The 26133-nt window shown below is 28.9% G+C and carries 23 protein-coding genes; all 23 read right to left on the bottom strand.

Features of this window, described 5'->3' with window-relative positions; genetic code table 11:
• Positions 1-100 precede the first annotated feature (100 nt).
• The 23 genes from uvrC to RYK99_RS05180 all read right to left on the bottom strand — a co-directional run bounded on the left by uvrC (position 101) and on the right by RYK99_RS05180 (position 26085).
• Complete coding sequence (uvrC, locus tag RYK99_RS05290; RefSeq protein WP_314990789.1) at positions 101-1849, bottom strand: excinuclease ABC subunit UvrC; 1749 nt, start codon at positions 1847-1849, stop codon at positions 101-103.
• Positions 1850-2078: 229 nt separating this feature from the next.
• The gene (gene pknB, locus RYK99_RS05285) at positions 2079-4001 is read right to left on the bottom strand and encodes a Stk1 family PASTA domain-containing Ser/Thr kinase (protein WP_314990787.1); all 1923 of its coding nucleotides are present in this window, start codon (positions 3999-4001) and stop codon (positions 2079-2081) included.
• Positions 3991-4737: a protein phosphatase 2C domain-containing protein gene (locus RYK99_RS05280; protein WP_314990785.1), complete on the bottom strand. Its 747-nt coding sequence runs from the start codon at positions 4735-4737 to the stop codon at positions 3991-3993. Before RYK99_RS05280 ends, pknB begins: the two co-directional genes overlap by 11 nt.
• On the bottom strand, positions 4715-5848 hold the full coding sequence (gene rlmN / locus RYK99_RS05275; RefSeq protein WP_314990783.1) for a 23S rRNA (adenine(2503)-C(2))-methyltransferase RlmN: 1134 nt from the start codon (positions 5846-5848) through the stop codon (positions 4715-4717). The genes RYK99_RS05280 and rlmN overlap by 23 nt, the downstream gene beginning before the upstream one ends.
• Positions 5842-7167 (bottom strand): 16S rRNA (cytosine(967)-C(5))-methyltransferase RsmB, encoded by a 1326-nt coding sequence (gene rsmB, locus RYK99_RS05270; RefSeq protein WP_314990781.1) that lies wholly within the window; start codon positions 7165-7167, stop codon positions 5842-5844. Before rsmB ends, rlmN begins: the two co-directional genes overlap by 7 nt.
• Entirely contained in the window at positions 7160-8122 is a 963-nt protein-coding gene (fmt, locus tag RYK99_RS05265; RefSeq protein WP_314990779.1) for a methionyl-tRNA formyltransferase, read from the bottom strand. The genes rsmB and fmt overlap by 8 nt, the downstream gene beginning before the upstream one ends.
• A gap of 88 nt (positions 8123-8210) precedes the next feature.
• Positions 8211-8714: a methylated-DNA--[protein]-cysteine S-methyltransferase gene (locus RYK99_RS05260; RefSeq protein WP_314990777.1), complete on the bottom strand. Its 504-nt coding sequence runs from the start codon at positions 8712-8714 to the stop codon at positions 8211-8213.
• An 82-nt stretch (positions 8715-8796) separates the two neighbouring features.
• The gene (lspA, locus tag RYK99_RS05255; RefSeq protein WP_003146089.1) at positions 8797-9252 is read right to left on the bottom strand and encodes a signal peptidase II; all 456 of its coding nucleotides are present in this window, start codon (positions 9250-9252) and stop codon (positions 8797-8799) included.
• A gap of 13 nt (positions 9253-9265) precedes the next feature.
• The gene (gene nth / locus RYK99_RS05250) at positions 9266-9910 is read right to left on the bottom strand and encodes an endonuclease III (RefSeq protein WP_314990774.1); all 645 of its coding nucleotides are present in this window, start codon (positions 9908-9910) and stop codon (positions 9266-9268) included.
• A complete protein-coding gene (locus RYK99_RS05245) occupies positions 9891-10412 on the bottom strand; it encodes a hypothetical protein (protein WP_314990772.1) in 522 nt (173 codons plus the stop codon). The genes nth and RYK99_RS05245 overlap by 20 nt, the downstream gene beginning before the upstream one ends.
• Positions 10413-10421: 9 nt before the next feature.
• Entirely contained in the window at positions 10422-11708 is a 1287-nt protein-coding gene (asnS, locus tag RYK99_RS05240; protein WP_271965376.1) for an asparagine--tRNA ligase, read from the bottom strand.
• A gap of 129 nt (positions 11709-11837) precedes the next feature.
• A complete protein-coding gene (locus tag RYK99_RS05235; protein ID WP_314990770.1) occupies positions 11838-13688 on the bottom strand; it encodes an exonuclease domain-containing protein in 1851 nt (616 codons plus the stop codon).
• 28 nt (positions 13689-13716) lie between these two features.
• On the bottom strand, positions 13717-14877 hold the full coding sequence (locus tag RYK99_RS05230; RefSeq protein ID WP_314990768.1) for a CCA tRNA nucleotidyltransferase: 1161 nt from the start codon (positions 14875-14877) through the stop codon (positions 13717-13719).
• Positions 14878-14935: 58 nt separating this feature from the next.
• Positions 14936-16120 carry an acetate kinase gene (locus RYK99_RS05225; RefSeq protein ID WP_314990766.1) on the bottom strand — a complete coding sequence of 395 codons (1185 nt, stop codon included), beginning with the start codon at positions 16118-16120 and terminating at the stop codon, positions 14936-14938.
• 204 nt (positions 16121-16324) lie between these two features.
• Complete coding sequence (locus RYK99_RS05220; RefSeq protein WP_314990763.1) at positions 16325-17470, bottom strand: hypothetical protein; 1146 nt, start codon at positions 17468-17470, stop codon at positions 16325-16327.
• A 342-nt stretch (positions 17471-17812) separates the two neighbouring features.
• Entirely contained in the window at positions 17813-19192 is a 1380-nt protein-coding gene (sufB, locus tag RYK99_RS05215) for a Fe-S cluster assembly protein SufB (RefSeq protein ID WP_035466867.1), read from the bottom strand.
• A 35-nt stretch (positions 19193-19227) separates the two neighbouring features.
• Positions 19228-19656: a Fe-S cluster assembly sulfur transfer protein SufU gene (gene sufU, locus RYK99_RS05210; RefSeq protein WP_314990762.1), complete on the bottom strand. Its 429-nt coding sequence runs from the start codon at positions 19654-19656 to the stop codon at positions 19228-19230.
• The gene (locus RYK99_RS05205; protein ID WP_314990802.1) at positions 19646-20872 is read right to left on the bottom strand and encodes a SufS family cysteine desulfurase; all 1227 of its coding nucleotides are present in this window, start codon (positions 20870-20872) and stop codon (positions 19646-19648) included. The genes sufU and RYK99_RS05205 overlap by 11 nt, the downstream gene beginning before the upstream one ends.
• A 5-nt stretch (positions 20873-20877) precedes the next feature.
• Positions 20878-22164 carry a Fe-S cluster assembly protein SufD gene (gene sufD, locus RYK99_RS05200; protein ID WP_314990760.1) on the bottom strand — a complete coding sequence of 429 codons (1287 nt, stop codon included), beginning with the start codon at positions 22162-22164 and terminating at the stop codon, positions 20878-20880.
• A gap of 1 nt (position 22165) precedes the next feature.
• Entirely contained in the window at positions 22166-22906 is a 741-nt protein-coding gene (gene sufC, locus RYK99_RS05195) for a Fe-S cluster assembly ATPase SufC (RefSeq protein WP_271966321.1), read from the bottom strand.
• Positions 22907-23172: 266 nt separating this feature from the next.
• Complete coding sequence (locus RYK99_RS05190) at positions 23173-24072, bottom strand: C39 family peptidase (RefSeq protein WP_314990757.1); 900 nt, start codon at positions 24070-24072, stop codon at positions 23173-23175.
• A gap of 11 nt (positions 24073-24083) precedes the next feature.
• Positions 24084-24947 (bottom strand): DMT family transporter, encoded by an 864-nt coding sequence (locus RYK99_RS05185; RefSeq protein ID WP_314990755.1) that lies wholly within the window; start codon positions 24945-24947, stop codon positions 24084-24086.
• Entirely contained in the window at positions 24940-26085 is a 1146-nt protein-coding gene (locus RYK99_RS05180; RefSeq protein ID WP_314990754.1) for a glycerate kinase, read from the bottom strand. The genes RYK99_RS05185 and RYK99_RS05180 overlap by 8 nt, the downstream gene beginning before the upstream one ends.
• Positions 26086-26133: the final 48 nt, after the last annotated feature.

Genomic DNA, 26133 nt, shown 5'->3' with positions numbered 1-26133 from the left:
GTTATTATACCATACTTTTAGTAATATTACTATAGAATAATTCAAAAAAAATTAAGTTATCCGTACAATTATTTATATAAAATAAGGATAACTTAATAATTTATAAATTATTTTTCAAATTATTTATTACATCTTTTGGAATACCTAATTTTAATAGTCTTTCTTCAGATGCTTCTTTAATTTCTTCGATTGAAGAAAATGTTTTTAGTAAGAGATTCTTTCTCACTTTTCCAATACCTTGAATATTGTCTAAACTAGAATTGTACATATTTTTAGTTTTAATTGCTCTATGATAAGTAATAGCAAATCTATGTACTTCATCTTGTATTTGTTTTAAGAATAAATATTCTGCTGATGTTTTAGGAAACTCAATTATTTCATAATCATCTGTAATTATATATTCAGTAATATGCTTATCATTTTTTGCTAAACCAATAATCTTAACTTGAGTCAAACCAAGCTTCTCATGAACAACTTCTATCGCAGCATTGAGATGATTTTTTCCTCCATCGACAATTAATAATTCTGTATTAGTTTTCTTATCTTTATAGTTTCTATACAAAACTTCTTTCATTGTCTGAACATCATTTATTCCCATAGATTCATCAATTTTAAATTTCCTATAGTTATATGTATTTTTTTTACCATTTGTAAAATTTACTTTTACCGATACGGCATCTACACCCATAATATTAGAGTTATCAAATGCATCAATACTATCTATTGATTTAACACCTAGTTTCTCAGCTATATTATTTAAAGTTACTTGCAATTTACGTTCTTTTAGCTCTTCAATGGCTAAATTATTGTTTAAATAATGAGAAGCATTTTCTTTTACAGTGTCCAGTATTTTCCTATGATTTCCTCTTTTAGGAATTATAACCTTACAATCAACTACATTTGATAATAAATTGTCATCAACTTCATCAATATAGATTTCTTTAGGTAATTTATTCATGGCATAGTATTGAATTAAATAAGAATATAAAATTTGATCTGGACTGTCGTATAGATTAAAATATTCAACTTTACGTTCAATAATATTACCTAATCTAGATAAAAATATTTGAATACAGATATAATCATTATTAAAACTATATCCTATGTAATCACGATCAATATTATTGCTATCTGCAACAACTTGATTCTGCACTGAAACCTCAATCGATTTTATATAACTATGAATCTGACCTGCAGCTTCAAATTCAAGATTTTTAACATGATCTTGCATTTTATTATTTAAGTCTTCTAAAATTTCTTTAGTATTACCAGTTAGAAATGATTTTATTTTATTAATCTGAGTTTTATATTCATCAGGTGTAATTTTTTTAGCACATGGACCTATACATTCACCTATTTGATAATACATACATGGACGTTTTTCTACAGGATTACACTTTCTAAGTGGATAAATTTTATCAAGAATCTTTTTTACTTCCATAGCAGATTTGATATCAACATATGGACCAAAATAAATATTTTTATTACTCTTTTTATATTTTCTAGTCATTAATAACCTTGGATGTTCTTCCTTAGTAACCATCAAATAAGGGTAACTCTTATCATCTTTTAATCGAATATTAAAGTACGGTCTATATTTTTTTATTAAGTTATTCTCAAGTAATAATGCTTCCTTCTCTGAGTTTACTATAATGTATTCAAGATCTTCAATTTTTGAAACTAAAGTTTGTGTTTTTTTATTGTGAGTTCCAGTAAAGTAACTTTTTACTCTATTCTTTAAATTTTTAGCTTTACCTACATAGATTATTTCTCCAATATTATCTTTATATAGATAACAACCAGGATTATCTGGAAGTAATTCTAATTTTTTTTGTAATGTTAAATTCATTATTATCACCATTTAATTGTATGTTAACTTTTTAAAAAAGGGAGTGACTCAAAAATCGTGATTTCATAGAAATCGATTTTGTCGAGTCACCCCCGCACAGTTTATTAGATATCTAAAAAGCTTACCCAAAGCGAATTTAGATATCAATAAACCACTGCGTCTATGAGTTCTCATGTAAACTATTTTTAAAATCTAGTACTTTCGGGTCAGACCCTTTCATTATCATAATCTAGCTATTATTTCTTCTGTCATTATTATTAACATTAGTTGAAGAGTTTGTATTTCTTGAAGATGAATTATTAGAGTTATTATCATTATTTGTTCTAGGATCAATATCAGAATCGTCTCTTGAAGTTTTCTTCTCTTTTCCTTTAGAAATTATAATTTCAAGTGATTCCTCACTAGGAATTATACTAGATCCACTTCTTATACTTTGAGAAATTACTGTACCAGCTTCTTTGTCTGAGTATTCTTCTTTATATGAAACATTTTTGAATCCATAAGAAGCAATTACACTTTCAGCTCTACTACTTTCTTCACCGACTAAATTAGGCATAGAAACTTTTTTCTTACCACTTGAAACTTGGATAATTAGTTCTTTTTCCTTTGGAACAATTTCTGTACCCGCTGGGATATTTTGAGAAACTACTTTACCTGTATCATATTTGTCGCTTTCAACTTTTTCAACAGTAATATTTTTAAATCCTAGTTTTGATGCGTTTCTTCTAACATTTTCTTCGTCTATACCAACAAAGTTAGGCATGTCGACAGTTTTCTTACCAGAAGATACTCGTAAGTCGACTTTTGAACCTTTTCTTACTTTTTTACCAGCCTTAGGATCACTATCAATTACTGTTTTTTCTTTAACATCATCACTAGCTACTTCAGTAATATCTCCAACTTCTAAGCCAGCCTTAACAATAGTAACTTTTGCTTCTTCTAAAGTCTTATTACGGACATCAGGGGCAGAGACACTATTAGCACCTATTAAATAGTTATATGTGAAAAATGCTCCAACAATAATTACTACCATTGCTAGTATTGCGAAGAATATGTGTTTAGCCTTAGAAGTTTGCTCCTTATCATTTTTCTTACTTACACTATTATAACTATTTTTGTACTGTTTATTCTGATATCCCCTATTGTTATTGTTATTTTGACGTTGATCCTCTTCATAATCATAATAATCATCTTCTTCATTATAGTTATTATAATCTGAATAACCATGAGGAACATCAATAGGATTTCTATCAATATATTGAGTTTGATTATAGTTGTTATTTTGAATTGGTTCAGTTGGTATTTTAAATCCAGTGTATTTATTTTCATGTAATCGTTCTGGATTTAATACAGTACTTAAATCTTCAAATAACTCCTTCGAACTTATGTATCGTTCGTTAGGGTTTTTCATTGTAGCTTGAAGTACGATATTTTTTACACTTTGAGGTACATTTTCTCTATACTTATCGATATCAGGAAGCTCTTCTTGCAAGTGTTTTAAAGCAATAGCAACCGCTGACTCACCTTTAAAAGGTATCTGTCCTGTTATCATTTCAAAAATAAGAATACCAAGAGAATATATATCACTTTGTGCTGTAGCAACATTCCCACGAGCTTGTTCTGGAGATAAATAATATACAGTCCCTAACATTTGATTTGTTTGAGTTAATGTAGTATCTCCGTACGCTCTAGCGATACCAAAATCAGTAATCTTACATGTTAAATTCTCCTTCATTAATATATTTTGAGGTTTAATGTCTCTATGAATAATACCATTCTGATGGGCATGACTAAGTCCAGCTGCAATTTGTTTAGCTATATGAACAATTGTTTCGATTGGCATACGTGGATTTTTTATCATGTAGTCTTTTAAAGTCATTCCTTCTACATACTCAAGTATCAGATAGTAAAATTCTCCTTCGTTCTCAACGTCATAAATAGATACTATATTAGGATGAGAAAGACTTGTTACTGCTTTCGCCTCTCTATTGAATCTTTTTACTGCATCTTCGTCATTAGCATCAATTTTAAATGTTTTAATAGCTACTTGTCTATCTAAAATCGTATCATAACCTAACCAAACAGTGGCCATTCCACCTGTACCTAGATGATCTAAAATTTTATATCTATTACATATAATTTTATTTATCATGGTTTACACCCCCTAGATTTTTTATTATAGCTACAGATATATTATCTACTCCTCCGCGATTTACACACAATTCTATAAGTTTTTCTACAGATATTGATAATTCATTGTTTCTAACTATATCTTGAATTTCTTCATTTTCTATCATGTTCGTTAAACCGTCAGAACACAGTAAAAAATAATCATATTTGCTTAAATCATCAATAAATGTATGTAAATTAATATTATCTCTTGTAGCTAATGCTTGAGTTAGTACATGGCGTTCTGGATGAGTTTTTGCTTCTTCTTGTGTTATAGCACCAGCGCTTATTAAGGCACCAACAAATGAATCTTCCACAGTAACAACACTCATCTCATTATCTTTAGTCAAACCATACGCGCTACTATCACCAATATTATAAACAACAACTTGATTGTCAAATGTAGCTACTGTGACAATAGTAGTACCCATTTTTTTATTCTTTTCTTGTGATTTGTTAAATAATTCTAAGTTCAATTTTTCTATTTTATCACAAAGCCAATTTTTCATATTATTAAAATTAGCAAATGTTAAATTCTGCCACTCTTTTTCTAGAATCGACACGATATAATTACTCGAATATGCTGCATTACTATGGCTACCAACACCATCACAAACAACGGCAAGAACTTCACCTTGTTTATTTTTCATAACAGCAATTGCATCCTCATTTTTTTCTTTTCTTCCTTTATTACTATTATACGAATATACTAGTGGCATCTGGAATTCCTCCTTTTACCTCATCCTTACGTTCTTTAGCACGAAGTTGTCCACACGCAGCATCAATATCATCACCCTGAGTTCTTCTAATTGTAACATTAACTTTATTTTTCTTAAGTATTTTTTCAAATGCAAAAATATCGCTCTTACTAGTTCTAACGTAGTTACGTTCTGGTACATAGTTAATTGGGATTAAGTTAACATGACAGTTTAGACCTTTAATAATCTCCGATAATTTCTCTGCATGTTCTTTTTGGTCGTTTACTTTACCCATTAGACCATATTCAAAAGTAATACGACGATTAGTAGTTTCTTGATAATATTTTAATGCTTCCATAAGTTTGTCAATATTATAAGCTCTGTTTACTGGCATGATTTTACTTCTTAATTCATTGGTAGGTGCGTGTAAAGAAACCGCGAAGTTAATTTGAACTTTTTCATTCGCAAAATCATAAATTTTCGGCACAATACCAGAAGTTGAAACAGTAATGTGTCTAGCTCCAATATTGAAACTTTCATCACTATTTACTATTCTAATAAAATCCATCATCTCATCGTAGTTTTCAAATGGTTCACCGATACCCATGATTACGATACTAGAAATACGTTCACCTTTTTTATCTAATTCTTGTTGAACTTTTAACACTTGAGAAACAATTTCACCAGCTTCTAAATTACGTTTTAAACCACCAAGTGTTGAAGCACAGAAAGTACAGCCGATACGACATCCAACTTGTGTTGTTACACAAAGAGAATTTCCGTATTTATTTTTCATAAGTACACTTTCAATTGTATATTTATCTTGTAGCTCAAATAAGAACTTCATAGTACCATCAGCTGATTCTTGTTTAATTATTGTTTTTAAAGTTGTAATTTCGAACTCTTCAGCAAGTTTTTCTTGTAAAGATTTAGGTACATTTTTCATTTCTGAAAAATCTGTAACTCTCTTTTTATATAACCAATCATAAATTTGCTTAGCTCTAAATTTTTTCTCACCAATACTTACAATATATTCTTCTAATTGATCTAGTCTTAAAGAATATATTGACATTTTATCAAAATCTTTTAACCATCTTGACTTTTTATAACCTTTAAAATCTGAAATTAACATTTTGCCTCCATTTTTTTAAGTTTTGCGATGAAGAATCCATCGCAACTATACTCATCGGGTAGTATTTCTAATACACCATTGTCTCTTGTTTTTACTATACTATTATTTAGAGTTATTTTCTCTAAAATAAAATCTCTATTCTCTTTTAAAAACTTCTCGATATTTTGTATGTTTTCTCTCTTATCAATTGTACAAGTAGAATACATAAGTGTTCCACCTTGCTTTACATAATGTTTACTATTTTCTAAAATCTCATACTGAAGTTTTACGATATCTTCAACATATGCATTTGTGATTTTATATTTAATTTCGGGTTTATTTTTAATAACCCCAATTCCTGAACAAGGGACATCACAAACTACTATATCAAATTTATCAGTGAATGAATCGTTCGTTAATGTTGCATCTTGTTCTCTTACTTGAATATTAGTTATTCCAAGTTTTTCTTTATTATCTTCTATTAATTTTAGCTTATGTATATATTTATCACATGAAATTAAACTAGAATTAAAATACTTACTCGCTATATGAAGACTTTTACCTCCTGGAGCAGCACAAGTATCTAGTATTTTGTATTTATTATCCAATGGTAAACCAATTGATGTAGCTACTAACGCACTTGCCTCATCTTGTATAATATAATATCCTTTTGTGAATAAACTACTATCTAGGTTTAATTTATTTAAAACAAGACTATCTTCACAGATTTTACTCTCGCTAACAGCATCACCTAATTTTTCTATTAGCTCTTTCTTAGTGATTTTTAAAGGATTATATCTAATACTATTTTTACTCTTATCATTAAAAGATACAACAATTTTTTGAGCTTTTTCTACTCCGTATTGTTTTTTAAGTATATTGTATAATTCGTTAGGACAGCTATTTTCTATACAAAATTGTTCTGTTTTATTTTTATATTTTAGATCTAGATTACTAGCATGTCGTTCAATATTTCTAAGAATACCATTTACGAATTTTCCTGTGATATTACCTGCAACTTTCTTACTTAGTTTAACAGCTTCATCAATAATTGCAAAATTCGGGGTTTTATCCATATACAGTAATTGATAAATACTCATTAATAAAATCACTTTAACCTTTGGTTTAACCCTACCTTTTGAATAGCTTTTAAGAATATGTTCAAGATATATTTTATTCTTTATAGTGCCGTACACTACTTCGCTAATAAATCTTTTATCTTGCTCTTGAATCTTATATTGATTAAAGTACTTATTTAATGTAATGTTGCTATAACCATTTTCTTGAATGATTGTATAAAGTACTTCATAAGTAATGTGTCTAGCATTAATGCTACTCATTTTCTTCACCTAAAATTGTACCTACATAATCTTTCTTATTAGATAAGAAATTTACCACTGGCATACGCTTTTTACCAGATACTTGAAGTTCATGTACTTTTAGTATTGTTTCATTCCCACATAAAACATAGATGTTTTTCTTATCTTGCTTAATTATTGTTCCTACTTTAGTATAACTAGATTGTTCTTCTAATTCAACAACTTCACTAGACCAGATCTTTAACACATTACCATCTAAGTATGTAAACGCCCCTGGTGTAGGATCTAATGCACGAACTTTATTAAATACCTCTCTTGCTGATGTATTCCAATCGATTTTTTCATCTTCTCTTAAAATATTTCTTGCAAAAGTAGCTTGCTTGTCATCTTGTTTTTCAGGTGCTATGTCACCACTAAAAATTTTTGGTAAAGTTTCATTTAGTAAATCACGTCCAGCTACTGAAAGTTTATCATGTAGTGATTCATAGTTATCGCTATCTAAAATATCAACTTCAACTTTTGAAATCATGTCTCCTGCATCTAGTTTTTTAACCATATACATAATAGTGATACCTGTTTTCTTATGATCTTCTAATATCGAATATTGAATAGGTGCTCCACCTCGTAATTTAGGTAATAAAGACCCGTGAACATTTATACATTTATGTTTTGGAATTTCTAATATTTTTTCAGGTACAAGCTGCCCATATGCAGCAGTAATAATTATATCAGGATTCAGCTCTTTTAATGTATTATATGTCTCTTCATCTGTAGATATTTTTTCAGGTTGTAATACCTTGATATTATTATCTAATGCCATGACTTTTACTGGCGGTGGTGTTAATACTTTTTTTCTACCAACTTTTTTGTCTGGTTGGGTAATTACTAAATCTACCCCATAATTTTCAATTAACATTTCTAAAACAGGAACCGCAAACTTTGGAGTTCCCATAAATACTATCTTTTTCTTGTTCATTTATTTCTCCTAATAAAGAATTTAATCTTACTAATTATACCATATTTTTTTATATTCTTCTATTATTAGCCGGTTTTTAGCATCCTAGTTAATAATTATTATTATTAGATTCAAAGTTCAATAAAAACCTTTTGTTTTCTAATCCAGCAGCATAACCGGTTAAACTTCCATTTGTACCTATAACCCTGTGACAAGGAATAAATATTAACAATGGATTATGTCCTACTGCTCCACCCACTGCTTGTGCTGACATAGTTTCTATAGACTGTAATTCCGCAATTTTCTTAGAAATATATTTATAAGTAACTACTTCACCATACGGAATATCTTTTAGTAACGACCAGATGTTTTTTCTAAAATCTGTTCCTATCATTTTTATAGGTATATTTTCCAAATCAGGTTTCTCATTATTAAAATAACTCTCTAACCATAATCTAGCTTTATTAAATATTTCTAAACCATTATTAAATTCGTACATATCTAAATCATCAGGAAAATACCTTTGCCCCTCTAAATAACATCCACATAGATGGATACCATCAGAAATTAAATATAGAAGACCTATCTTACTTTTATACGTGCAATAATACATTTAAAACTCCTTTAATTATTTGTACTATAATTATTATAACAAAAAAGAGAGTATGATTAAAAAATCATCTCTCGATTTATTATTATTTATCTTCTTCCTTATAAATTTTAAATAATAAGAATACAACTCCTACACAAATAAAGCAATCAGCCAAGTTGAATATAGGAAAATCATAGCCAAAAATTCTAAAATCTAGGAAATCAACAACTTCATGTCTAGTTAATCTATCAATAAAATTACCAATTGCTCCTCCATAAATTAGAGAAAAAATAGCTTTATCAAAACTCGATAATATATTTCTTTGTTTAACTAAATAATATGTTAAAATAGCAATAAAAATTATCGTAACAACTATAAAAAATATGCGGCTATCTTGTAAAATTCCCCATGCTGCTCCTCTATTTCTATGAGATGAAATACTAAAGAAATTAGCTATAACTTCCTTACTTTCACCTAATGTAAAATGATTAACTATAAAATTTTTACTAAGTTGATCTAGCAATATTAGAAAACACGCCAGTATAAATATAATTAGCATAGTCCCTCTCCTCTTATTTTAATACTAATAATTTTTCTAATTCAGGATCAATAGAACGCTCCCCTCTTGCAGGGAGTTTATAGCGACCTAAATGAATTAATTGATGATGTATTTTACCCCAACTTTCCATAGGAAATACACTCATCAGATTTTTTTCGACTTGAAGCGGATTATCATTTATATCCGCAAGACCAAACATTTTTGCAACTCTTTCTACATGAGTATCAACTGCTATAGCAGGTATATTAAAACCAACAGAAAGAACAACATTCGCCGTCTTTCTACCTACACCAGGTAAAGTTTCTAATTCCTCTCTAGTTTGTGGAATTTTATAGTCATAGACGTCTCTAAGCATATTAGCCATTCCAACAATATTTTTTGACTTAGCTTTATAAAGACCTAATGTACGAATATATTTTTCAATGTCTTCTACTTTAGCATCAGCATAGTCATCAATAGTTTTATAATTTTCGAATAATCCTACTGTAGCTCTATTAACATACTCATCTTTACATTGGGCAGATAACAGAACAGCAATAATTAATTCTAAATGGTTAGAAAAATCTAATTCACATTCAACATTAGGAAATACTTTATCCAAATAATCCATTACTTTTTTAGCTTTAATCTTTTTTTGTCTATTTGTTAAACCAGTCATAACCTAAATTACTTCCACTTTCTTTTTTTATTTCTTTACTAACTTTATTGTTTAAAATACCATTAACATAACTAATATTTTTCGAGATAGTTAATGCCTCATCGATTTCTGTTTTTGTATATTTTCTTTCGAACCATGAAGACACTATATCCATCTCTTTTGAAGTTAATATTTTTCCTGTAACTTTCTCAACTAATCTTAAAAGTTCACGTAATGTATAATAATCATCTTTATTATTAAATACTATAAAGTCTATTCTACTATCTGGTAAAAGTGCTATTAATTCTTTCTTAATTAAAATATCTAAGAGAGAAAAAATCTGATCTTCAGAACAACTTAATTTTTCCTTGAAAACTTCTATTGAAAAAGGTATCTTCCCTTGATTTGTCAAATAACTTATCTGAAGAAGAAACATTGCTTCCTCTCCAGATAAGTTATGAGAAGTATAATTCATTAAAAAATCAGCATCAACTAAAAGACCTTTTATATTGATATTGATCATATTAAACTCCTATGGTGTTAGTCTGTTTAATAAACGTGGGAATGGAACAGTTTCACGAACGTGGCCGTTACCAGTAATCCAAGCAACTGTTCTTTCCAATCCTAAACCAAATCCTGCATGTTCAACAGAACCATATTTACGTAAATCTAAATACCAACCATAAGCATCAAGATTTAAATCATGTTTCTTAATGTTTTCTAATAGTTTATCATAATCGTCAATACGTTGAGAACCACCAATAATTTCTCCATATCCTTCTGGAGCTATTAAATCGGCACATAATACTACACCAGGTTCATTTGGATCTTCAATCATGTAGAATGGTTTAATATCTAATGGCCAGTGAGTAATAAACACTGGTTTATTATAGCTATTAGCTATAAACGTTTCATGTGGTGATCCAAAATCGTCCCCGTATTCAATGTCGTCAAATCCATTTTCTTTTAATAACTTGATTGCATCTTTATATTTAATACGAGGGAATTCTCCTCTAGCATTTTCTAATGCTTCAATGTCACGACCTAGTACTTTAAGCTGTTCTTGACATTTTTCTAATACATCTGTTAATAAATGATTAACAAAAGCTTCTTGTAAAGCTAAACTTTCATCATGATTACAGAATGCCATTTCAGCTTCAATCATCCAGAACTCGATTAAGTGACGACGAGTTTTAGATTTTTCTGCTCTAAATGTAGGTCCAAATGAGAATACTTTACCAAACGCCATTGCTGTAGCTTCTAAGTATAATTGACCTGACTGAGAAAGGTAAGCTTCTTCGTCAAAGTATTTAGTGTTGAATAATTCTGTTGTTCCTTCAGGAGCTGAAGATGTTAAAATTGGTGGATCAGTTTTTAAGAAACCTTCTTTTTCAAAGAAATCATAAGTTGATTTAATGATTTGATTTCTAATTGTTAAAATAGCATGTTGTTTTTTAGAACGAATCCAAATGTGACGATTGTCAGCTAAAAATTCTACTCCATGCTCTTTTGGAGTAATAGGATAATCAACTGCTTCAGAAATTACTTCGAAATCTTCAATCTCTAACTCAATTCCAGAAAGTTCTCTTTCATTTTCTTTAATTAACCCAGTTACTTTTAATGAAGTTTCTTGTGGTAAGTGACGTAATTGTTGATATCTTTCTTCACCTAAAGATTCTTTTAAAGCGATAGCTTGAATAAATCCAGCTCCATATCTTAATTGGAAAAATGCAATTTTACCACTGCTTCTCTTGTTAGCAATCCATGCACCAAGAGTTACTTTTTGACCTAGTTGTTCTTTTAAATTATTAATGTTCAACTTACAGTCCCTCCTATTTTTAATTAATGTTTTGTTCAATTTAAAATTGTCATATATTATATATAAAAACTATTTATATTATAACATAAATTTACTATTTTTTTAATTATGTGTTTTTATTTTTCTCATCTAATGTTCTAAATCACGAAAAACTATAATACTTTCAAATATATCTTTAAGATAGTATCGATACTCCAGAATATCCTTCGTCGCATAACATCTATAAGATATTTTATTATTTTTTATAACCTCATTATATAATTCGTTAAAATTATCTTTTATTGAGAAATTATAATATTTTATATAACTTCTTTTTTCTCTTTTGTTAAAATATAAATCCTTATATTTATTACTTTCAAATACATATAGTATTGAGCCTATAGCTTTTGAATTCAATAATTCCTCATCACCATTACTATAAATATAATGTGCTTTAGCTTTTAGATTTAAATATTTATGGTTTCTAGAATGAATTATATTAATTAATCCCTTTACTTTCTTATCGTCAACAACTGTTAATTTTAAACTATTTTCTTGATTAAGAACAACAAACTTATATGTGTTTTTAGAGTTTGTAAGTACATCTTTTAATTTTCTCATAAACTTGTATGAAACTGGTAGTATATCTTTATAAGATTTTATATCATTTAATATAGCCTCGACATCTTGAAGGATAAAACTCAAACTATCATTATACAAGAATAAACTTTCTGATATATACATTTCATGTAAAAACTTTACTAGACCATCTATATTATTTCTTAGCATTTTAATATTTTTATCTTTTAGATTTTTCGATACAGCAACATTTAACTCAATAATAACATTTTTATAGAAGTAATCTTTTGTATTTTTTGAATCGAGTTCACGTCCTAAAATCTTTTTGTTTTCAAAAATAAAAGTATGATTTTTTAAGTTATTATTTTCCAACAAGTACTCGATTGAACTATAATTTGTAACAATATTTTTACAACTATCAGCCACCCTATTTTTTTCATCAAAATAGTAAGATTTAGAGCTTATTAAAATACCATTTCTTATATTATCAATATACAATTTCTCAAGATAAAGTAAATTTAACTCACAAAAGTCCCCAGAATTTGTTTCTAATATCCATACATATAATTTTATTAAAAGTTTATCTAAATTTAAATCTTCTTTTTTAGGGAATAGTTTAAATACATTCAATGGAACATAATTACTCTTTTCTTTTAAAATAACATAATTCCTAATTTTAAAGTTTTCTATATATTTCTTTTCACTGATAGATGAAAACATTATAAACTTATCTTTAAAATTGTTATCATTAACTTTATATGATACTTTTTTAAAATCTACACCATCAAAATTAATGAAGTCTTCTTTTTTTATTTTCTTTCCTCTAATTATTCTTTTGCAATATCTAGCAAATTTAAGAGTATTGTAATCTATTTTTTCTAAAAGTACTTCAATCTTTTTAAAATTGTTTGAATTTATATTTGCAATTCTCTTAGAAATTTCTTTTAGTAATTCTACTGTTACTTGTACATCAATTGCGGCATTATGATATCCATCACCAGAGTATAGAGCAAGAGAATTAGATAAATCAGATAATCTATAACTTTCCTGAGTTGGCATAAATAATCTAGCTAGTTCAACTGTATCTAAAGACATTTTAGCATGATATCTTATTCCTACATCATGAAACCTTTTCTTTAAAATTACATAATCAGATGGTAAGCCGTGACAAACAAGTATATCTTCTTTTATGAAGTCATATAATTCTTTGGCAACATCTTCAAAATATAATTTTTCGCTTAACATATCGTTATTAATACCAGTTAACTCAGTAACAAAAGGTGAGACTTGTTTTTTAGGTTTAATATAATAATTAATAGACTCTATCTCTTTAAAGTTTTGATCCAGTTTTGTTGCAGAAAATTGAATTATTTCTTTTTCCTCAGTTAATTCAATATCCACTACACAAAATAATTTATTCATATATTCTCTCACCTCTCTTTCATTATGTCTATCTATTATCTCTTATTTTCATTAAAAATTCTAGTATGTCTTTTTTTGTATTATCTATTTTATATAATATAATAGCTTCTTCTAGTTTCTTAATGATTTCCTTTATCCACGGTCCTGCGGGCTTATCTATTATACTAATGATTTCCATTGAAGTTATAGCTATATCATTAAAAGATTTAATTGGTAAATTAATTCTTTCTATATCTTCCTTATCACAATAATTAGAATAACTAGCAATAAAAGAAACATCATTAATATCATAATTATATAAAATTATTTCTAAAGGAACATTACTACTAAAGTCCTCGTTAATTTTATCATATATTTTAATCTGTTTAATTTCTTTATTAGATAGTTTTAGTTCTTTTAACTTTTCAAAAGAAATATCATTGATTTTAGATAGGATGTATAAACTTTGACAAAATGTATAATTTGAAAAGTCAATTATTTTAGAAATTTCATCTAGAAAAGGAATATAATTATTTAATTTACTATCTAATAATAATTCTAAACTGCGTTTATTTCCTCTTCCTGTTAATAACTTTTTAAATTCATTTACTATCCGCTCAATTGAAACAAATTTTATCAGCTCAGCATTATTTTTTATAGCCTTTAAAGTATTTTCTTCAATTTCAAATCCAAGTTTTGAGGAGAAACGGAAGGCTCTTAACATTCTTAGGGCATCTTCAAAGAACCTTTCATTAGGATTATTAACAGTTTTTATTACTTTATTTCTTAAATCTATCTCTCCACAGTGATAATCATACAATTTCCCATTACTATCTAGAGCCATAGCATTAATAGTAAAATCTCGTCTATCTAAATCTTCCTTTAAATCACTGACAAACTTTACCTTCTCTGGAGTACGATGATCAATATACTCATCCTCAGTTCTAAAAGTTGTTACTTCAAAACTATCACCATCTACTAATATTGTAACCGTTCCGTGTTGTATTCCTGTATCTATACTTTTTCTAAAGATTTGTTTAACTTCATCAGGTAAAGCATTTGTAGTAATGTCTATATCAGAAAATTCATCATTAAGTAAGTAATCTCTAACGCAACCACCCACAAAATACGCCTCATAACCTGCTTCATTGAATTTTTCCAGTACATTTATGGCACTGTTAAATTTCTTATTAAAGTTATTTATATCCATATTATCCTTTCAAAATAGTAAAGGACTGGAGAAACCCCAGCCCTTTTAATCTCTTATATTATTTAGATAAGTTATAAGTATCTCTAGCAATCATAACTTCTTCATCTGTTGGAATAACAAATGCTTTAACTTTAGAGTCTGCTGTAGAAATTTCTGCAACTTTTCCGCGTACATTGTTTCTTTCTTTATCAACTTGTACACCTAGGAAAGTTAAACCTTCTAATACTTCTTCACGTACCCATGTAGCATTTTCACCAACACCAGCAGTAAATACGATAGCATCTACTCCGTTCATAGCTGCAGCATAAGCTCCAACATACTCTTTAATTCTGTTGATGTAAACATCGATTGCTTCAGCAGCATGTGGATTAGTATCTCTAACAGATTCAACATCACGTAAGTCAGAAGATAATCCTGAAACTCCTTTTAATCCTGATTCAAAGTTGAAAATACGCACGATTTCTTCAAGAGATAATCCAGTTTTTTGAGCAATGTAAGGAATAGTAGCTGGATCAATATCACCAGTTCTAGTACCCATTACTAATCCTGATAGTGGAGTGAATCCCATAGAAGTGTCGAATGATTTACCATTTTTAATTGCACAAATTGAAGCTCCGTTCCCAATGTGACAAGAAATAGTTTTAAGTTCTTTTGGATCTTTTCCTAAAACTTCAGCAACTTTTTCCCCAATGTATCTGTGGCTAGTTCCGTGAGCACCGTATTTACGAACTCCGTGTTTTACATAAAATTCTCTTGGCACAGCATACATGTAAGTTGATTTTGGCATACTTTGGTGGAATGCTGTATCGAATGTTAATACGTTTGGAACTCCTGGTAATTCTTTTTGGAATGAACGAACACCTTTAATATTCGCTGGGTTGTGTAAAGGCGCTAAGTCTTCGATTGAATCTACTTTAGCTAACTCTTCATCATTAACTAATACAGAAGCATCATAGAATTCTCCACCATGAACAACACGGTGTCCAACTCCTTCGATTTCTTTAACATCTTTTACAATTCCTAATTTAGTTAATTTTTCAAGTAACATTTCGATTGCTACATCGTGATTTGGAATATCTAATGTTTCTTTATTTTTTTCACCGTTGAATTCGATAGTGAATACACTATTTTCAATACCGATTCTTTCAACTAGTCCTTTTGTAATAACTTTTTCTTCAGGCATTTCAAATAATTGAAATTTTAAAGATGAACTTCCTGAGTTAATAGCTAAAATCTTTGTCATAAGTATATATCTCCTCTTACTCTATTTACATTATATACTCTATTATCTCATTAATTATAATTAATTACAAGAGTTATTTATAACTTTATAATAAAAAATTTACAAAAAAACTGATAACTAGAATACGCTATCTATATTTTAGTTATCAGTTTTATAAGTTTTTATGTTTTTTTATTGAATATAAAAATATTTTGATTACACCATTTAAGAAGTGAATGTACTACTTACTACTACCCATCCGCTATTTTCACTATGTTCAAGTTCACCTCTAGCGTTTACTCTATATTTTCCTACTATACTTCCGTCTTTTTTCAGATTTACATAGGCTAAATGATCGCTACCTAACCAAACATCATATGAAAAATCAGAAGTTGAAGAATTACGAGAAAATTCTTTAATATAAATAGCCCTTGCCCAATCACCAACTTGAGTGTCTGTAAGTTCTTTAGTATTCACCGAACTATCTTCTCTAAGTACTATACTACTTGAAGAAGACTTACTATCTTTGCTACTATTATTATCTTTTGATTTTTCACTTAACCCTCTTACTGTATATGAACGCTTGAATTCACCTTTAAGTTCTAGTTTTTTTGCATCAGCAGAAGATTTACTTAGACTTATTGTTACCTCAACTTTTTCTCCATTTTTTAAGTTATTTGATTTACTATAAGTTATAGTAGGTTCTTGTAGAAATTGTGTTACACTTCCGTCTGCATTTTCTACTGTTGGAATTTTCTTAATATCTGCTGCTGCAGTTCCATCACCATCAGTTCCGTATGGCTTAAACTCTATTTCATACTGATTAAGATCAACTACCGCCTTTTTATTAACAATATATTTATTATATGCAAAATATCCAGATATTGCTATAAGTCCAATAATTAGAAAACTTACCAATAGTATTAAACCTGTTCTTTTCTTAGGTTTTGCGTATTCTTCATACACTGGATTAAAATTACTATCATTTTGTTCATAATACTCCTGGTTATTAGTTTGGAATTGATTATTATCATTATACATATTATAATTTTCTTGATATTGCTGAGTATTATAATTTATATTTTGATCTTTATAATTTATATCGTAACTATTTAAGCCTCGATTATATTGATCGTTATACTCAGTATTTTGATTTTGTAAGTTACCATTATAATTAACATCTTGACTATATTGACCATTATACATTTCTTGATTTTGATAATTATCGTTATAGATTTGACTTTGGTCATAATTATTCTCATTATAATTCAAGAATTCCTGGTTTTGGTAATTATCATAATAATTTGTATTCTGATCCTGATAACCATTGTTAGATTCGTTATTATTATATCTTTGATTATTATTACTCATAACTAAACTCCTATAATTCATTTTACTATTTCTATAAATACTTTATATATTTAATTTCACTTATAATATTATCATAACTCTAACAATTTTTCTATAACAACTATATTTTGACATAAAATAAAAAGATTATAAAATTAACTTTTATCATAATAATAATCCTGTTTCAAATATATTTTATAATCCTTTTATTTATTATTCGTTAAATAAGTTTTCTAACTGTCTTGTTGCAGAGTTAATTTCATATCTATGTTTTCTAATTTTCTCATGCCTGGATTTTATTATACAACCTTAAAAACTCTGAAAATCTATGAATAGATTTTCAGAGTTCAAAATATAATTTTATTATCCTATTGATCCTTCCATCTCAAATGAAATTAATCTGTTTAATTCAACAGCGTATTCCATTGGAAGTTCTTTAGTAAATGGTTCGATGAATCCCATAACTATCATTTCTGTAGCTTGTCCTTCATCAAGGCCTCTACTCATTAAGTAGAACAGTTGTTCTTCTGATACTTTAGATACTTTTGCTTCATGCTCTAATGATACATTAGAGTTTTTAACTATGTTGTAAGGAATAGTATCTGAAGTTGAGTATTCATCTAAGATTAATGTATCACATTCAATGTTCGAACGAGATCCTTCTGAGTTTTTACCGAAGTGAATCCATCCACGGTAGTTAACTTTCCCACCACGACGAGACATTGATTTAGAAACGACAGTAGATGATGTTCTAGGTGCTAGGTGAATCATCTTAGAACCTGCATCAAGTACTTGTCCTTCACTAGCCATAGCAATAGATAATGTACTTCCACTTGCTCCTTCACCAACTAATATACAAGCTGGGTATTTCATTGTTAATTTAGAACCTAAGTTTCCATCAACCCATTCCATAGTACCATTTTTCTCAACAATCGCACGCTTAGTAACTAAGTTATAAACGTTCGTTGACCAGTTTTGAATAGTTGTATATCTAAAACGAGCATTCTCTTTAATAAAAATTTCTACTACAGCAGCGTGTAATGAGCTTGCTGAGTAAGTTGGAGCAGTACATCCTTCTACGTAGTGTAGAGAAGAGTTTTTCTCAATAATAATTAATGTACGCTCAAACTGCCCCATTTTCTCACTGTTAATTCTGAAGTACGCTTGAAGTGGAGCTTCTACTGATACATTTTCTGGACAGTAGATGAATGATCCACCTGACCAAACTGCAGAGTTTAATGCAGCGAATTTATTATCATTAAAATCAACAGCTTTTGAGAAATATTCTTTAAAAATTTCCTCATGATTTTTTAATGCAGTATCAGTATCTTCAAAGATAATTCCTTTTTCTTCAAATTGTTTATGCATATTGTGATAAACTACTTCTGATTCATATTGTGCAGATACACCTGCTAAGTATTTTTGTTCAGCTTCTGGAATACCAAGTTTTTCAAAAGTATTTTTAATTTCTTCTGGTACTTCATCCCAAGAACGTTCTGTTTTTTCTGATGGTTTTACATAGTATGTTAAATCCTCAAAATCGATTTCTGATAGATCTCCACCCCATGTAGGCATAGGCATTCTGTAGAACTCTTTTAATGCATTTAGACGATATTCTAACATCCATTGTGGTTCTTCTTTTCTTTCAGAAATTGTCTTAACGATTTCTTTTGTTAATCCTTTATCAGTCTTGAATATAGATACATCTTTATCTGAAAATCCATACTGATAATCGGTAAACATTTCTTCATTTTTATTCAATGCAATCACTCCTTCTTCTATTTATTTTCTTCTAAAATTTTTTCTGTAATTTTCCAAGCTAACGTAGCACATTTAACCCTAGCTGGAAGTTGAGAAATATTTTGTAATGAAATACTATCTTCTAAGTTTTCTTCATTAAATTCATTTCCCATAATCATATTTAAAAAGTCTTTAATTTTGGCATTAGCTTTTTCTACTGATAAACCTTTTAATTCTTCTGTTAACATCGATGCAGATGCTAGTGAAATAGAACAACCAGTTCCTACGAATTTTATATCTTCAATAATATCATCTACTAATTTCATACTAACAGTTATTTTATCACCACATGAAGGATTTAGCATTTCCAGTTTATAGCTATTTTCAATTGCTCCATTATTTCTTGGATGTTTACTATGGTCTAAGATAACTTGTTTATATAAACTTTTTAAATCACTAAAACTCATTTTCAAAAAACTCCTTCGTTTCTTTTAAAGTTTGAATAAAGAAATCTATCTCTTCTTTCGTATTATATAAATATAGACTTGCTCTAGCTACTGAATATGTATCTAACTTTCCTAATAATAGTTGTGTACACTGATGCCCCGCTCTTATACAGATACCTTTAGCATCTAAAAAACTTGTTAAATCGTGAGGATGAACACCTATCAAGTTAAAAGTTACTAGCGAAACTCTCTCTTCTATATTCTTTGTTCCATAAACCTCTATATTATCTATCTTAGAAAGCTCAGAATACATATATTCTGTAAGTTCTTTTGTATACTTTTCTATATTTTCTAAGCCAATACTATTTAAATACTTAATAGTTGCAGCTAGTCCAGCAGCTTCAGCTAGAAGTGGTGTTCCCGCTTCAAACTTATCTGGAAGTATAGCCCACGTTGCGGAAGTATCTTCAACAATACCAATCATTCCTCCACCAAATTCTACTGGATCAAATTTTTCTAGTAAGCTTTTTTTACCATAAAGCACACCAATACCAGTAGGTCCACACATCTTGTGTGCACTAAAAGCTAAAAAGTCACAATTCATTTTTTGAACATCAATTTTTAAATGAGGTACTGATTGAGCGGCATCTACTACAAAATAAATATCTTTATCTTTCAATAATTCACCAATTTCATATACTGGATTAATATTTCCTAATACGTTAGAAGCGTGACATATTGAAACAATTTTAGTTTTTTCTGTGATAAACTCTTTAAGTTGTTCAATACTAATTCTTCCTTCTTCATCTAGTTCTAAATATTTTAAAACTAGATTTTTACGTTTTGCTAATTGTTGCCATGGAATAATATTAGCATGATGCTCCATGAAGGTAAGAATAATCTCATCACCTTCACTAACATCTTGTTCTAAAATTCTTGCCGCAAAATTTAAGCTCTCAGTAGTTCCACTAGTATAAATTACTTCTTCGTAGCTACCAGCATTAATAAATTCTTTTACAAGCTCCTTTGAACCTTCATAAATTTTTTCAGATTCATCACCTAATGTGTAAACAGATCTATGAATATTCGAATTATAATTTCTGTAGTAATCTGAAATAGCATCAATTACTTGGTTTGGTTTTTGAGTAGTAGCTCCGTTATCAAAAAATATCAAATCATTATTCGATATCTTTCTTTTTAATATAGGAAAATCTTCTCTATATTTACTAAAATCTATCATTATTACTCACTCTCATTATTGTTAATTTTCTCATCAATAAGAATCGTTACAAGTTCTTTAATTTTATCTACTGTTAATTCTGAGATTACAGGTGATAGGAATCCGTGAACTAGTAATCTACTTGATTCTTTTCTTGTTAATCCTCTACTTTGTAAGTAGTATAATTGCTCTTCATCAATACGTCCTAGAGAAGCACCGTGTCCTGCCATAACGTCATTCTCATCGATTAGTAGCATTGGATTCGCATCAGCTTTTGCTTCAGATGAAAGTGTTAGCATTCGAGAACTTTGATAAGCATTAGAGCCTGTTGCTCCTTTAACGATAAATCCTACACCGTTAAATACGATATGTGATCTATCTAGTAATACACCGTGTTGAAGAATATCACCTTTACTGCTTAGTCCTTGGTTAACTACTTCACTGTTGAAGTAAGTTTTTTGTTCTTTAACTCCTAAAGTAACAATCTTAAGGTTAGCTTCAGAACCATCACCAAGAATATTCGTTGTATTATCGTGATATACATCTGCCTCATCCATCGCTGCAACATTCCAGTTAATTAATGAATCCCTGTATGTTAATCCACGACGTAAAATAGTTCCACGTTTCTCACCTGGTTGGTTTGTGATAGAGCTATAATTAATTTGTGCTCCCTCATGAGCTACAACTTCAGATACTAAGCTGAATGGTGCTTTGTCTTCTTTTTGATTATTTACATAATTTTCAATGAAATTAAATTTGGCGTTTTTACCAACTTGGATAGTAACATGGTTAAATAAACTTTGTTCTTTATCCGAAATTACAATATATTGAAGCGGTTCTTCAATTACAGCATTATCCTTAACATCAATAAATAATCCAGCATTTAATAGTGTATAGTGAACAGCTGTTACTTTACTTTCAGCATAGTCAACAACACTCATAAAACTATCTTTAATGTGATCATCATTCATTGCAGTGAAAATATCTTTAATCACTACTTTATCAGCGTATTTTTCTGGAATATTAATGTGAACAATAGTATTGTTCTTTTGAACTACAGCAAAATCATCACTATTAATACCATATTCAGCTATATCTACATTTCCTTCATTTTCTAATCTTAGAGTTGAAAAATCAACATTAAATAAGTTCCATCTTTCTAACTCCATAGACTCTAATTTTGGAAAAGGTAGCGTATAACTTTTATATAAAGCTAATTTTCTAGTATTTAAAAACCATGTAGGTTCATTTGTATTAGAAAAGATACTTTGTAAAGTTTTAATACTTAGTTTTAATTTATTATTCTCCATATTAAACCTCTTCTTTTAACCAGTCATAACCTTCTTTTTCTAAACGAAGTGCTAGTTCAGGTCCACCTGATTTTACGATTTTTCCGTCCATTAATACGTGAACGAAATCAGGTTCGATATAATCTAATAATCTTTGGTAGTGAGTGATTATTAAGCAACCAAAGTTTTCTCCACGCATTTTGTTTACACCTTTTGATACAACTTTTAATGCATCGATATCTAAACCTGAGTCAATTTCATCTAGAATAGCAAATTTTGGTTCTAACATCATCATTTGTAAGATTTCATTACGTTTCTTTTCTCCACCAGAGAAACCATCATTTACATAACGTTGAGACATTTTTAGATCCATATCTAAAAATTCCATTGTTTTATCTAATTTTTTAATGTATTGCATAAGAGGAATACTATCTTCACGTTGAGCATTAATTGCTGATTTAATGAACTCTGAAGTTGGAACTCCTGGTACTTCTGATGGATATTGCATAGCTAAAAATAGTCCAGCGCGGGCTCTTTCATCAACTTCCATCTCTAATACTTCTTCATCATCTAATAAGATACTTCCACCATCTACTTCATATTTTGGGTGACCCATAATTGCAGAAGCTAATGTAGATTTACCAGCTCCGTTCGGTCCCATTACCGCATGAATTTCACCAGATTTTATTTCTAAGTTAAGTCCTTTTAATATTTGTTTTTCATTAATTGATACTTCTAGATTTTTTATATCAAGAACTGACATTTTATTTCCTCCATCTTTTATATTTTACGATTTATAAGTAAGATATTTAATACTGATAATCGTTATTTTCATAATATTAATTATAAAGGTTTTCATAATTATTATCAAATTATCAGTTTGATAAATTTTTTAATCAAAGCAAACTTTAACTGATTTATTTTCAGTTAAAATACATATTATAATTATATTACAAACTTCCTTTTAAATTAACACAGTAAAAGAATCTCCAACACAATATTATTGAAGATTCTTTAATATAACTTATTCTATTTTGAAAATTCCCACATAGCTACAATCTCTGTTTTCAATTCATCATATGACCATTTTTTCAGAGTTCTTGTATAACTATTTGGATCATTAATAATATACTTACCATCTTCATCTTTTGCTGTGATTAATATTATATGACCCACTGTTGTGAATTTTCCAGGGTGTACAGAAGCGATAATAGGATTTCCTTTATCTAAACTTGCATTTATTGCTTCTTTACTTAATGGAACACCTGTTGATTTAACGCCATATTCTTTAGCTATATAATCGAAAAAGCTCCATTTTGTTCCTTCCTCAGCAAAGTAACCATTTGCATCTTCTTTTTCAGCAATACTCTTTGGAGTAATTGATTTATCGTCTAATATTCCTCCTAAAGCCATAGCTACACAAGTTGGTCCACATCCCCCAATAGCGATATTAGTTCCACCAAGTCTATCATATGCCCATCGTTTATCCCATTGTATATAATAAGGGTACTTTCTATCTATATCTACTGTTTGTCCCTGTTCAAAAGGTGTAGCTTGTTGACCTGCCAAGTAACCAAGAACATATTGAGTAGCATCTTTATTATTTGCTAATAATTTTTGTTCTGCTTCTGGAAGATTTTCTCTTTGTAAATATATTAATTGACCAATTAAGCTTCCATTAGCATTTTGAAGAAGATTAGCTTCTACACCATTAGGACTAGTTATAAATGGTGAAGGTTGAGCAACACCTTGAATTCCATCTCGAGCATTTGCAATATTTTCATTTTTTGATTCAACATTAGTAGTGTTATTAGTGCTCTTAATCGCGTAGTTAAATAGTAGCTCTTTATTACTTTGAACTACATATAATACTACAGTACAAATAACAAGAATAGTAACTACCAAAATATCAATATTTTTTCTTTTCATTTAACACCTCTTTATTTACTTTTTTTCACTAAAATTATCCCTACAGAAATAACTATAATATATCCTATCAAACTTTGCAAGTCTGGTAACTCGTTGAAGAATATAAATCCTAAAATTCCAGAAAATAAAACTTGCGAATAATCAAAAACCGATATATTTTTTGCGGCTGCGTATTTATATGCAAAAGTTACACCATACTGCCCTATAGTCGCTGATGCACCAGCTAATAATAACATTAAGAATTGAAACACTGTCATATCTCTATAATCAAAAATAAGATATGGCAACAACATGAAGGTAGATAATGTCGAGAAGAAGAAAATTATAAATTCTCCTGAAACATTATGTGTTCCTAGATACCTAACACAAGTGTAAGCTACACCAGAACAAAAGGCTCCTAGAAGGGCAGCCAACGCCCCCATACTAATAAAACCATCACCTGTAGGTCTTACGATAAATCCTACACCTATAAAAGCAATAATTATAGATATTAGCTGAAATACTGTCATTTTTTCTTTAAAGAATATAAACGACAATATTAAAATTACAAATGGCGATAACTTTTGTATTATCGTTGAATCTGCTAGACTTATATGAGTTATTGCATAAAAATTAAATACCAATCCTATTGTTCCAAAAACACTACGTGAAATTAATACACTCCATTCAATTTTATCTTTTGGCAGATTGATTACCTTCCAATGCTTTATTAAGGGAATTGACGAGATTCCAACCGCAATAATATTTCTGAAAAAACCTTTTTGCATAGATGGAAGATCTCCAGCCAATTTTATAAATAGAGACATAAGAGAAAAACCAAATCCTGCTACGACTATGCAAAATATTCCCATTAAAATGTTATTTTTTTTATCCATTTCTAAACTCCAATATACTTAATATTTGCTCAATTGTTTGTTCAATGTTATTTTTAGTTACACTCTTATTCATAGCCTTTTCCAACGAAAGAAATTCTCTTTGAATTGAGAATGAAGCATCTACAAGTTCCTTATCTTTACTACTTAATTCCCTTAGCTCTTCATCGAGAATACTACCAGCTAGAAAAATAACTTTTTTATTAAATTTCTTCGCTATTCTAGCAATTTCTATTGGTGCTTTCCCCATATAACTTTGCTTATCTAGTTTTCCTTCTCCAGTAATTACTATATCTATACCTTGAATTTTTTTCTCTAAATCTAGATAATTTATCATAAAATTAGAGCCAGATTGCATAGTAGAATCTAAAAAAGATAAAAAGGCGTATCCTAACCCTCCTGCAGCTCCACTACCTGGATAATATGAATAGTCTTTTCCGATAACAGCAGAGACTTTTTCTGAAAAGTTTTCAACATAGGCATCTACAATTGAAAAATCACCTTCCTTTAATCCTTTTTGTTTTGAATAAATATATGTAGCACCATCTTTACCATACAAAGGACTATTAACATCACTAATAACTGTAAATTTAGCCTTAGAAAGTTTCTGATTCTTATTATAAAAATTTATATTCTCTATCTTACTTAAATCAGCTATTCCATGGCTACAGTTTTCACCACTTATAGTAGTAAACTTAATACCTAATTCACTGAGCATTCCAATACCACAATCATTAGTTGCACTACCACCTAAGCCAATAATGAAACTTTCAATATCCTCATCTAATAAATAAGCAATCAGTTTACCTAGACCAACAGTAGAAGTCTTATAAGGATTTTTTTGATCTTCAGAGAGTTGTTTTAATCCGATAACCTCTGCAACTTCAATTACAGCTTCCCTAGTATTATTATTTACTAAATAATTCACCGTGTGTTCTTGAAGAGCTACATTTAAAGTTTTAAATTTTCTTTTTTCAAAATTTTTAAATAAACCTAAAAAACCATCGCCACCATCAGCAACTACCTCCATAGTCACTTTATGATTATAAATAGAATTATTTATTTTATTTGAAATTATTTTCCCAATTTCATAAGAAGATAAAGAACCCTTGAATTCATTAACTGCTACTAAAATTTTCATAAAATATCAACTCCCCTTATAAATCTGTTTTATATATCTAGTTAATTT

The organism is uncultured Gemella sp. (assembly GCF_963537375.1).
Classification (GTDB): Bacteria; Bacillota; Bacilli; order Staphylococcales; family Gemellaceae; genus Gemella.
This window is presented reverse-complemented; position numbering and strand designations above follow the sequence as displayed.